This window comes from Nocardiopsis sp. NPDC006832, from assembly GCF_040635885.1.
GTDB lineage: Bacteria > Actinomycetota > Actinomycetes > Streptosporangiales > Streptosporangiaceae > Nocardiopsis.
Window position 1 is genome coordinate 1 of record NZ_JBEYLC010000105.1, and the last position, 11,049, is coordinate 11,049.

Below are 11,049 nucleotides of genomic sequence, written 5' to 3' on the forward strand. Positions count from 1 at the left end.
CGCCACACTGAGCGGGCCCGGAATGACTCCGCTGAACTGGCTGAAACCGCGTAAAATCCCAGTTCACAGGTGTCCACCGAACCGAAGCAACTTCACTCCACCCTCCAGTATCCCGCTCGACCCCGAGAAGGGGAAAGGCCGTGGGAGGGTGGGGCCGATCAACCCTGCTGATCGGCGCGAAAGCCCGCAGCGATGATCAGGCGGGGAAAGGAAGCAAGCGCCTCGACCCCCTACCACCCGAACCACTGCGAGGAGGCTCGGCGCGAGTTCCCCACGGGAATCCGCGCCGAGGTGCCGATGACGGAGAATCCCCCTACCGAGGGCCCATCTTTCACCAGTCCCGGTGAGCCCCCTCTTTCCGGGGGCCGGAACCGCTCGGGGCCGCCGTCGGGCAGACTCCGCAAAGGCCTGCTCGCGGGGGCCGTCCTCGCGCTGTTCCTGGGACTGGTGGCCTTGTCCATGGCACAGGTGCGTCCCTACGCCTTCCTGCCGTACTGCGAGGAGCTCCTGCCCACCGCACTGGTCGACACCATCCCCGGCGCCGACCGGCCGCGCGCGGAGGGGAACAACCTGTCGATCGAGGGGGACGAGCCCGTGTCGGCCGAGAAGGAAACACGCCACATCGGCCGGCTCGTCGGGTTCACCATGATCCTCGATTGCGCGGTGAAGGACACCGACAACCCGTCCCTGATGAACGTCGAAGCCATGCTCGGCGACACCGACGACGGTATGGCCGACATCGGGTCCAAGAGCGCGGACCTCCAGGACGGGGTAGCCGACCTGGAGGCCGGGCGTTGGCCCAGGGGCGGGGACGCCGACGTGGACGTGCTCGCCTGGCGTGAACTCTCGACCGCTGACGGCGGCTACGCGGCGGTGTATTCCACCGATGAGGATTCCCGCCGCGCCGAAGCCGCCTTCGTCTCGACCAACGTCTTCGTCTGGATCGGCTATCCGCTGGAGGAGGGCACCAGTGGAGAGGAAGGGCTGGAATTCGTCTCGGGTTTCGCCGACGCGGTCAACCGGCAACTCTCCGAGGAGGGGCGGCTGAGCGCGGATCCGGTACTCAGGGCACCACGTCCGTTTGGATGAGAGCGGCGCTCACGCTTGCACTCTTCCTTCCCGCCCCCGGCTCAGGTGGGGCGGGCGAAGGTGATGATCTCCTCGCTGGTGTCGGTGAGCGGGGTGCGGTCCCAATACCCGTACTGGGCGCTCACACTCAACCCCGCCTCGGCCAGGAAGGCGTTCAGGAGTTCGGCGTCCAGGAACCGTAGAGTGCTGCGACTGACCTGGGGTTCGGCCCATCCCTGGACGCTGTAGTCGGAGGTCAACTGCCCGTGGCTGAAGCCGTGGGCTTGCGGGTAGGCGCCCACCTGGCGGATGGGGCTCTCCTCCCGCGTCCGACACCCACTCATCTGGTGGGTGCTGGGGCGGTTGACTGGCGCCCCGCGTTCCACGCCACTTCGCCTCTGTGGGCGAGGTTGCGTGAAGCATTGACATCGGCGTGCAAGACCACACCGCACTGACGGCAGACGAACCGGTTCCGGGTGGGCCGGTTGCGTCTGGACGTGTGGTCGCATGCCGAGCAGGTCTGGGAGGTGTAGGCCGGATCCACGATCAGGACCGGCACCCCCGTCCTGCGAGCCTTGTAGGCGATGAAGTCCCGCAGTTGGGCGAAACTCCACGAATGCAGCATGGAACGTTGTCGTTTGGCCTGCCGGACCCGGCCACGGATGCCCCGAAGGTCTTCTAGGACGATGCCGTGATCGGTGCGTTCGGCCCGCTCCACGATGCGTTTGGAAATGGTGTGGTTCACATCCCGCGCTCGCCGTGTTTCCCGGCGGCGCAGGCGTTTCAACACGCGTTTGGCGCTCTTGGTCCCCTTGGCCTGGAGTTTGGCGCGAAGCCGGTTCTGCTTGCGCCGGTACCGGTTCAAGACCCTCCCGGCGAACCGGTCTCCGGTGGAGGTGGTGGCGATCTCCACGATCCCCAGATCCACCCCCACGAACCCCACCGGGTCCGGGTTCTCCACCCGTTCGGGCACCTCGCAGGTGGCCGACAGGAACCATTGCCCGTCCCGGCAGATCAGATCGCTCTCACCCTGGCGATACTCGGCCAGGAGTTTGAGCTGTTCGGGGGAGGTGACAAAGCCCAGGTTCTTCATCCGCCCGGCCACGGTCCAGATCGAGACGGTGCGGGCGTCCATCTGCCAGGACAGACACCGATCATCGAAGGGTTGGGCGGCATCGGGTCGAAAGGAGATCGGGGTGGACTCGACCCGCTGACGGCGAGGGGAGCCCTTCCGTCCCAGGTTTCCGGCTTTCAGGTTCGCCTGCCGGGTGGTGTAGGCATCACACACTTTGCCGATGACCCGCACCGTCGGCTGCGCCGACAAGGCGAACCTGGCTTTCAGCTCGTGGTAGGTCGCTTCTTGTAGGGCGTACTTGTTGCGGGCTCCGGTGGTCTGAGCGACCTGGGAGGCGTGGTCGGCGGCCTCGTTACAGGTGTGCAGGGTCGCCTGTAGTGCCTGCGCCTGTTCCAGCGAAGGCAGCAGCTTGACCCGCACCACCAGCTTCATGATCGAACACGCTAACCATCCTCGACCAGGATGTGGGGCCGAATCAGAGAACTTCTCCGTGTTTTTCCGAACTTCGATGGCCGAGTGGGGCACATGAGGGTGTTTCCTCCCGGCCCTGAAGGACCGGGCTTCCACACCTAAAACGGGGTGAACACCTGGAAGGCGTGACCGGACATGATCACCAGGTCGAACGTCCCCTCCCCCAGTGGCTCGGTCTCCCCTTCGTAGGGGCCCGCGACCAGGTCGCCCAGGGTCCACTCGATGTCATCCCGGTCCCGGCGCCCGACTTCGAGCATGGCCTCGGCCGGATCCAGCCCCACCAGGCGGCCGGTGTGCCCGCGCTCCCGGGCCACTCGTTGGATCTTGCCGGTCCCGCATCCCACGTCCAGTACGGAGCGGGCGTTCATCACGAGATCGAGGTAGAAGTCGTCCTGTGGGAGACCTGCCAATGGCTGAAGTGGTCGTAGAGCTCGGCCAGGGTCGCAATGGAGAAGTGTCGATCGACCATGGGGCCATTGTGGTGGCCCGATCCCCGGTGGCCAACGGGTTTTGTGCCCCGAAGCCACTGCCCTGGCGCGGCCATGCGAATGGGCGGCACCACCGTACGTGGTGGTGCCGCCGACTCACAGGGCCGGTGGGTCTCATGCGATTTGGTAGGTCACCCGCCTCGTGTCGATGAGGACGGCCCCGTCGGGCAGTGGCGGTGCCTGGTCGTTGGACCCGAGGACGCGCAGCCAGATGTCGCTCTTGTCGCCGTAGGGATTCAAACGGTCCAGCATCTCCCAGAACCCATAGGGCAGCGGGGCGCAGGAGCGGTTGCGCAGAGTCGGGGAGAACGGGGAGATTCGACCGGCCAGCGGCATGCCGTCCTCGTCGGGTTCGCCGCCCTTGATGACCTGGACGATCTCGGTGTAGGCCTCGCTTGAAGCGCAGTAAGTGGCGGATGACGCCATGGAGTCAACTCCTTGGCCCAGTTCTCCCGAAGGCCCGGCAACAGGACAAGTAACCCGTAAGTAACTTAAAGTCCAGTTCGAGATCACGGATCAGACGAACTCCCCGGTAACCCAGCACCTGTCCGCCATCGTGTGCGCTGTCGACTGACCGCACACGATCGCGGAGCACCTTCATGCGCCAGGACTGGACCCCTGAACAGCTCGTCGATGAGTGGACCCTGGAAGAGGGCGACCGCAAGCTGCTGAGCAACAAGAGCGGCGCTACCCGGCTCGGGTTCGCGCTCAAGCTCAAGTTCTTTCAGATCGAGGGCCGCTTCCCCTCCTACGCCGAGGAGATCCCGGCGGCGGCGGTACCCTTCGTCGCCGACCAGGTGGGCGTGGAGCCGACCCTGTTCGGCAAGTACCCCTGGAACACGCGAGTTCCAGGGCGGCACCGCCGCCAGATCCGTGACACCTACGGCACCCACGCGGCCACCGAGGACGAAGAGAACCAACTCGCCGACTGGTTGGCCGACCAGGTGTGCCCAGTGGAAGCCGGCCGTGATGAACTCGCCCAAGCCGTTCAGCGCCGGTGCCTCACCCTGAAGATCGAACCCCCGCGCCCCGGGCAGATCGAGCGGATCGTGGCCTCGGGGGTGCGCCGGTTCGAGGAGGCCTTCACCACCAGCGTGATGACCCGCCTGGGCCCGGGGATCTGCGATCGGCTGGAGTCCAAGGTGCTGGGTACCGAGGGCGTGCTGGGGGCTGTGAAGTCCGACCCGGGGCCGCTGGGGTTGGAGACCCTGCTGGAGGAGGTCGACAAGCTCAAGACCGTGCAGGCCCTGGGCCTACCGGACGAGCCGTTCGGGGGCGTGTCGGAGAAGATCGTGGCCGCCTGGCGCTCGCGTGCGGCGCGGATGTACCCCTCCGACTTCGCCGAATGCGCCCCGGCGGTGCGCTACACCCTGCTGGCCGCGTTGTGCTGGACCCGTCAGGCCGAGCTGATCGACTCCCTGGTAGAGCTGCTGATCCGGCTCATCCACCGGATCAACGCCCGCGCGGAGAAGCGGGTGGAGAAGGAGCTGATCGGGGAGTTGAGCGCGGTGCCGGGCAAGAAGGGCATCTTGCGCCGGATGGTGGACGCCTCCCTGGCCGAGCCGGGCGGGACGGTGGCCGAGGTGATCTTCGGCGCGGTTCCGGGTGGGGAGAAGACGCTGCGCAAGCTCGCGCGGGAGTTGATGGCCACGGAGAAGGCGATGGCTGAGCGGGTGCGCTACCAGCTGCGTGGCTCCTACTCCCACCACTATCGGCGTATGCTCTCCCCCTTGTTGGCCGCGTTGTCGTTTGCCTGCAACAACACCGCCTACCGGCCGGTGATGGAGGCCATCGAGCTACTGGGCCGCTACACCGACGTCGACCGCTCCGAGAAGTTCTACGGGACCGCCGAGCACGTGCCGAGCGAGGGCGTGGTGCCCAAGGCCTGGCACGAAGCGGTCACCGACCAGGCTTCGGGGCGGGTGGAGCGCATCCCCTATGAGCTGTGCGTGCTCATCGCGCTGCGCGAGGCCCTGCGCCGCCGCGAGATCTACGTTCAGGGCGCGGGGAAGTGGCGCGATCCTGACACCGATCTGCCCGGCGACTTCGCCGACAACCGGGACGTGCACTACGCCGCGTTGAACAAGCCCCTGGAGCCGAACGCGTTCGTGGACGGGGTACGCACCCGGATGCGAGCGGCCCTGGACCGGCTGAACACCGCGATGTCGGAGGGCACTACCGGCGGGGTGCGGATCGTGACCCGCAAAGGCCAGCCCTGGATCAGTGTCCCGAAGCTGGAACCACTGCCCGAGCCGCAGAACCTGGGAGCGCTCAAGGCTGAGGTGCTCAGGCGGTGGGGCACCATCGACCTGCTCGACATCCTCAAGGACACCGCCCTGCTCACCGGGTTCTGCTCCGAGTTCGCCTCGGTGGCCACCCGCGAGGCCATCCCGAAAGCGACGTTGCACCGCCGGTTGTTGCTGTGCCTGTTCGCGCTGGGTACCAACATGGGCATCAAGCAGATGATCGCCACCGGCGACCACGGCGAGGACGAGGGGGCGCTGCGCCGTACCCGCGCCAGCCACATCACCCGCGACAACCTGCGCCGCGCCATCGCGACCGTGGTGAATGAGACCTTCGCCGCCCGCGATGCCACCTGGTGGGGCACCGCGACCACGACCGCGTCGGACTCCAAACGGTTCGGGTCCTGGGAGTCGAACCTGATGACGGAGTTCCACGCCCGCTACGGCGGGCATGGGGTGATGATCTACTGGCACGTCGACAAGGGCCGGGCCTGCATCTACTCCCAGCTCAAGTCGTGCTCCTCCTCCGAGGTCGCGGCGATGATCGAAGGGGTCCTGCGCCACTGCACCGACGCCGACGTTCAGGCCAACTACACCGACACCCACGGCGCCAGCATTGTGGGGTTCGCCTTCACCGAGCTGCTCGGGTTCAAGCTACTGCCGCGGTTGAAGAACATCGGCGCGGTGCGCCTGTACAGCCCGGCCACCTGGCCGCGCCTGGAGCGGGTGGTCAAGAACCGGCCCATCGACTGGGCGCTGATCGAGCGCAACTACGACCAGATGGTCGCCTACGCCACCGCCCTGAGGTTGGGCACGGCCGACACCGAGCAGGTCTTGCGCCGCTTCACCAAGGGCGGCGGCCCCAAGAACCCCGTCTATCAGGCCATCGAAGAACTCGGCCGGGCGGTGCGCACCATCTTCGCCTGCGACTACCTGGCCGACGAGGCACTGCGCAGGGAGATCCACGGCGGCCTGGAGGTGGTGGAGAACTGGAACGGCGCCAACGACAAGTTCTTCTATGGCAAGGAGGGCGTGCTCACCGGAGGCGATCGCGAGCACGCCGAGATCTCCATGCTGTGCCTGCACCTGCTCCAGTCCGCGCTGGTCTACGTCAACACCCTGCTCCTGCAACGGGTGTTGGAAGGCCCGGCCTGGGCGGGGCGGCTCACTCCCGAGGACCGGCGGGCGCTCAACCCGCTGTTCTGGACCCACATTAACCCCTACGGCCGGTTCGACCTAGACATGGACAAACGCCTGGACCTGGCCGTGTGAGGATCTGGCATTGACACCGACAAGCAGGAAAATGGCACCACGTCTGGTTTTTACGTGTGCGGTTGGCGGTCTTCCCGGGCGCTCTGGTATGCCATTTTCCCAGCTCAAGCGGCAATACTCCTTTCATGAGCGAGGTCACCAGGACATCAAAGGGCTTTAACAGATGAGTTGATGCCAAGGAAGAGGATCATGGCCCTCATCCGTTCGATACCAAGCCTTAGGATCTTTGAGCAGGGGCAGCTGTGTTTGCTGTGGCCAAATGTGGCCCCGGGTGGTTGCTGTGCAGCATGACGGTAAAGGTGAGTATCGTCCGATCATTCCCCCTTGTGTAGAGGATGCTTTTTGATGCGCGTCACCTCCCGTGTCATCGCCACGACCGGAGCCGCCGCTCTGGCCTTCAGCCTCGCTCCCTCCGCCTCGGCCCTGGCCGCTGAGGTCCCGGAGCCGCAGGCCTCATAGGTGGCCGACGTGGAGACCGCCGGCGACACCACGACGCTCACCTATGAGGACGGCTCCACCTTCTCGAGCCAGCTCATGACGGGATACTTCTCCTGGGATGCTGAGTTTGACGGCGTCGTGTTCTCCCGCAACTACACCGCGACCGACTCTGGCACGCACACCATCACGGTCGACTCAATCACCAACTGCGACCCCGGCCTCGGGACCTTCTACATCCGCCTGGAGCAGGACGTCTGGTACGGGTGGGATGAGGTAGGCAGCGTCTACGGCTTGGACTGCGACGGCGAAGCCGCCACCTTCACCGGCGTCGAGTCCGGAACCTTCCGCTGGTACCTGGGCGTCAACGGCGGCTCCAGCGGGGACCTGTTCGGCTCTGACGAAGGCCACCGCGTCACTGTCCATGCCGGTAGCGTGGCGCGCCCCGCCACGGGTGTCAACAGATGTGACAGTTGCCGGTACTCACCGTTCCGTTCCTACTCGGACCCCACCATCACCCCGAGTCGCCCGTTCGGTGATCAGCTCGGTGGTTTCTCGGCGATTACGTCCACCGGTTCGATGGTGGGCTGGGCGAACAGGGTGCCGGTGTTGTCGGCGAGGGCTTGGGCGACCTGGCCCGAGAGGTGGGCTTGGCGGCCGGAGTCGTCGGGAAAGGCGTCGTAGATCCCGAACGACGAGGGCCCGAAGCGGATGGCGAACCACCGCACCGTGTTGGGCTCCTGCTCCACGATGCCGAGCCCCTGCTGCAGGAAGTCTTCGACCTCTTTCTCGTGGCCCGGTAGCGCCTCGATCCGGACGAGGAGCCCGACGGTCACCGATTCAGCCATGCTCTGGCCTCCTACTCAAACGGGTGCTGTTCAAAGCCGCGGCGGACAAGTCAGGCCGCCGTGCCGGGGTTGAGGACGACCTTGGTCCAGCCGTCTTCGCGGGCGTCGAAGTGCTTGTAGGCGTCCGGGGCTTTCTCCAGCGGCAGGTTGTGGGACACGATCCAGGAGGGGGTGACCTTGTCGGCGGCGATGAGGTTGCGCAGGTGGCGGTTGTAGCGCTTGATCGGGGCCTGCCCGGTGCCCATCTGCTGACCCTTGAACCAGAAGTTGCCGAAGTCGAAGCGGACCTTGCCCTGCTGGGACAGCTCGTCCGGCCCGCCCGGGTCCTGGGGGATGAACACCCCGACGGTGCCGATGCCGCCGGTGAACCGAACGGAGGAGACCAGCCGGTCGACGGTGAAGGTATCGCCCTTGTCGATGTCAGCGTTCATCGACTGGATCTCTCCGGTGTGGATCGACAGCAGCGTCACCTGCGCCCCGGCCTGCTCCACCGCCTCGCGGGGCTGGGTCAGTTCGACCTGCTCGACACCGTCAGTGGCCAAGATCGCGACCCGTCGGCCGCGCAGCTCTTCTGCCATGGGAATCGCGCCTCCTCATAGTGTGGGATAACCACAGAGTTGCCCGGTCAGGCCGGGTCGAAACCACCCGCCGAGGGCGGTTAGCGCGGATCGACGGGCCGTGCAGGCGTGGCCGCGTGCCCACGGTGTTCACCCCATCGAGCACGAGCCCAAGGCGGGTGGGGTCAAGGGCTGTGCGGCCGGACGAGGGGGACTCTGACCGCTGTCGGTGAGCCGGGCCGACGCTGCGTCTCGGGCGATCACCGCCACACGGTCGCGCCGCGAGTGCCGTAAGCCGATCCCCAGCTGAGACGGCTACCACCGTTAGAACCTAAGCTCCTTCGGGCCCGCGTGGTGTCGGCTCCGTGGTCGACGGGCCCTGACGGACCCACCGACCCACGGACCCACGGGCCGACAGCGGCGCCGCTCACGCCATGGCGGGCTTGAGTACCACCTTGGTCCAGCCGTCCTCGCGGTTGTCGAAGTGCTCGTAGGCCTCCGGCGCCCTCTGCAACGGCAAGTCGTGGGACACGATGAAGGACGGCTTCGCGCGGTCCCGGTGGATCATGTCCCGCAGCTGCCGGTTGTAGGCCTTCACCGGCGCCTGGCCGGTACCGATCTTCTGGCCCTGGAACCAGAACGTCCCCATGTCGAAGGTGAGCCGACCGTTGCGGGCCATCTCGTCCGACGCTCCGGGGTCGGAGGGCAGGAAGATGCCTACGACACCGATGCCGCCGGTGAACTTCACCGACTTGACCAGGTTGTTCATGGTCATCTCGGGGTGCTCGACACCGAGATGGTCGTGGGCCTGGTAGCCGACGCACTCGCAGCCGCAGTCCGCGCGGCGGCCGTCGGTGAGGTTGAGGATCTGCTCGACCGGGTCGCCCTTGGAGTCGTCGACGGGGATCGCCCCCATCCGCTCCACCAGGCGCAGCCGGTCGGGATGGCGGTCGACCACCATCACCTGGGACGCCCCCTGCAGCAGCGCCGAATATGCCGCCATCAGGCCGACCGGACCCGCGCCGTAGACCACGCAGGACTCACCCGGCTTGAGCCCGGCCAGGCGGGTAGCGTGCCAGCCGGTGGGGAAGATGTCGGCGACCATGACGTAGTCGTCCTCCTTCTCTGCCGCGTCCTCGGGCAGCCGCAGGCAGTTGAAGTCCCCGAACGGCACGCGCAGGTACTCGGCCTGCCCGCCCGAGAAGGGGCCCATCCCGGCGAAGCCGTAGGCGGCCCCGGCCATGTCGGAGTCGGGGTTCGCGGTCAGGCAGTAGGAGGGCATGCCGCTCTCACAGTTGCGGCAGAACCCGCAGCCGATGTTGAAGGGCAGGCACACGTGATCGCCGACCTTGACGCGCTCGACGCCGTCACCGATCTCGGTGACCACGCCCAGGTTCTCGTGTCCGAGGACCTTGCCGGGCTCCAGGTCGGTGCGTCCTTCGTACATGTGCAGGTCGGAACCGCAGATGTTGGTGGCGGTGATGCGCACGAGCACGTCGGTGGGACGCTCGATCCTGGCGTCCGGCACCTCTTTGACGGATACGTCGCGGGATCCGTTGTACACAAGAGCCTTCATGATCTTCTCCAAGAATGGGTGCGGGACGGAATCGGGCTGGCGGGGCTGCCTGCCCCTGCTTCGGACCCTGCTCTCCTAGCACCAGGACGAAACAGCATTACGCGCGTGGTTCGGACAAAACACGTCAAGGTTCAGTGACTGACCGCCACAAGAGCCCGGACACCGGGTCCACCACAGGGCTGTTGCAAAGTCGGATGAGGGCTGCACCCGTGCTGGTCAGGGGATCTGGAGAAGCTCGAGAGGGCGCGTGAAGGTCTCGTAGGACACCCACCGCGTGGCCTCGGGGATGCCGCTCATCCCCAACTCGCTCAGCAGCGGGATCGCCAGATTGCGCAGCATCGCCATGTTCTGCGGTCCGTGCCCGCACCGCACCCGCGAGGCGTCCTCACCAAAGCTCACGTCCCGCACATGGTGCAGCACCTCGATCCGCCAATGGCCCCGCACCAGGCCCGCCAACCGGGCAGCATCGGCCCGCTCAGCGGGCAAACTCGTCACGACATAGGCGTAGGTGCGCCGCACATCACCGGTGGCCAACTCTTTGACCCACCGGTGTACCCGCAGCACCTGCGCCACGTGCGGGAAAGTGATCCGGGGTGCGGTAACGACCTTGACCGTGCGCCTTTCGGCCCGTCCGTGCCCGCGCTCGGTCTCGGCCCGGTTCTCCCGAAGCTACGGCGAGGGGCAAAGTAACCCGTGAGTAGCTTCGGGAGCGGTCTGAGGTCGGGTCGCCCGGGGGAATCTCACCCCCGGGCGACCCGACCTGAGGTCACAGATGGGGGTCGGACTGGCAGGAGTCGTTGATCCAGTGATCTGAATTCTCCGCGACTCTCGCCGTGCTGATCACTGTGCGTAGCTGCCAGGGGTATCGCTGAGCGCTAGTGTGTTGGCGTAGCGGACTCGAGTCACCTGAACCGAGTCACTGAGCCTTTTTCATCTTGCTTCTCGGAGCTGAAGGACCAGCACAGCACGGGTGATCTCCCCGGCCCGCTGCGGGCAGCAGCGCAGGCGGCGCAGGA

The 11,049-nt window shown here is 66.4% G+C and carries 7 protein-coding genes and 3 pseudogenes; 2 read left to right on the forward strand and 8 right to left on the reverse strand.

What is annotated here, in order from left to right:
- Positions 1–459 precede the first annotated feature (459 nt).
- Positions 460–1,089: a hypothetical protein gene (locus ABZ717_RS27570; protein WP_358515857.1), complete on the forward strand. Its 630-nt coding sequence runs from the start codon at positions 460–462 to the stop codon at positions 1,087–1,089.
- A gap of 41 nt (positions 1,090–1,130) precedes the next feature.
- Here ABZ717_RS27570 and ABZ717_RS27575 read toward each other — a convergent pair.
- The 4 genes and pseudogenes from ABZ717_RS27575 to ABZ717_RS27590 form a co-directional block, all read right to left on the reverse strand.
- A pseudogene (locus ABZ717_RS27575) lies at positions 1,131–1,325 on the reverse strand (SAM-dependent methyltransferase); the annotation flags it as partial.
- An 83-nt stretch (positions 1,326–1,408) separates the two neighbouring features.
- Positions 1,409–2,575, reverse strand: coding sequence for a transposase (locus ABZ717_RS27580; protein WP_358515859.1), 1,167 nt, complete (start codon positions 2,573–2,575; stop codon positions 1,409–1,411).
- Between the two features lie 149 nt (positions 2,576–2,724).
- Positions 2,725–3,083: pseudogene (locus ABZ717_RS27585) on the reverse strand (class I SAM-dependent methyltransferase); the annotation flags it as partial.
- A 133-nt stretch (positions 3,084–3,216) separates the two neighbouring features.
- Entirely contained in the window at positions 3,217–3,528 is a 312-nt protein-coding gene (locus tag ABZ717_RS27590) for a hypothetical protein (RefSeq protein WP_358515862.1), read from the reverse strand.
- A gap of 137 nt (positions 3,529–3,665) precedes the next feature.
- Between ABZ717_RS27590 and ABZ717_RS27595 the strand changes: the two genes are divergently transcribed.
- Positions 3,666–6,617 (forward strand): Tn3 family transposase, encoded by a 2,952-nt coding sequence (locus ABZ717_RS27595; protein ID WP_358515870.1) that lies wholly within the window; start codon positions 3,666–3,668, stop codon positions 6,615–6,617.
- Positions 6,618–7,591: 974 nt separating this feature from the next.
- On the opposite strand, the gene ABZ717_RS27600 is transcribed toward ABZ717_RS27595, so the two are convergent.
- From ABZ717_RS27600 to ABZ717_RS27615, 4 genes and pseudogenes are all read right to left on the reverse strand, one after another.
- The gene (locus tag ABZ717_RS27600) at positions 7,592–7,900 is read right to left on the reverse strand and encodes an antibiotic biosynthesis monooxygenase (protein ID WP_083917893.1); all 309 of its coding nucleotides are present in this window, start codon (positions 7,898–7,900) and stop codon (positions 7,592–7,594) included.
- A 50-nt stretch (positions 7,901–7,950) separates the two neighbouring features.
- Entirely contained in the window at positions 7,951–8,478 is a 528-nt protein-coding gene (locus ABZ717_RS27605) for a DJ-1/PfpI family protein (protein ID WP_358515865.1), read from the reverse strand.
- A 406-nt stretch (positions 8,479–8,884) separates the two neighbouring features.
- The gene (locus ABZ717_RS27610; protein ID WP_358515868.1) at positions 8,885–10,033 is read right to left on the reverse strand and encodes a glutathione-independent formaldehyde dehydrogenase; all 1,149 of its coding nucleotides are present in this window, start codon (positions 10,031–10,033) and stop codon (positions 8,885–8,887) included.
- Positions 10,034–10,249: 216 nt separating this feature from the next.
- Positions 10,250–10,678, reverse strand: a pseudogene (locus ABZ717_RS27615) (ISAs1 family transposase); the annotation flags it as partial.
- Positions 10,679–11,049: the final 371 nt, after the last annotated feature.

What these genes read in the sequence shown, in the direction of transcription:
- ABZ717_RS27570 (WP_358515857.1), top strand. Translation starts at nt 460, where the DNA reads ATGGCACAGGTGCGTCCCTACGCCTTCCTGCCGTACTGCGAGGAGCTC.
- ABZ717_RS27590 (WP_358515862.1), bottom strand. Translation starts at nt 3,528, where the DNA reads ATGGCGTCATCCGCCACTTACTGCGCTTCAAGCGAGGCCTACACCGAG.
- ABZ717_RS27600 (WP_083917893.1), bottom strand. Translation starts at nt 7,900, where the DNA reads ATGGCTGAATCGGTGACCGTCGGGCTCCTCGTCCGGATCGAGGCGCTA.
- ABZ717_RS27610 (WP_358515868.1), bottom strand. Translation starts at nt 10,033, where the DNA reads ATGAAGGCTCTTGTGTACAACGGATCCCGCGACGTATCCGTCAAAGAG.
- ABZ717_RS27580 (WP_358515859.1), bottom strand. Translation starts at nt 2,575, where the DNA reads ATGAAGCTGGTGGTGCGGGTCAAGCTGCTGCCTTCGCTGGAACAGGCG.
- ABZ717_RS27605 (WP_358515865.1), bottom strand. Translation starts at nt 8,478, where the DNA reads ATGGCAGAAGAGCTGCGCGGCCGACGGGTCGCGATCTTGGCCACTGAC.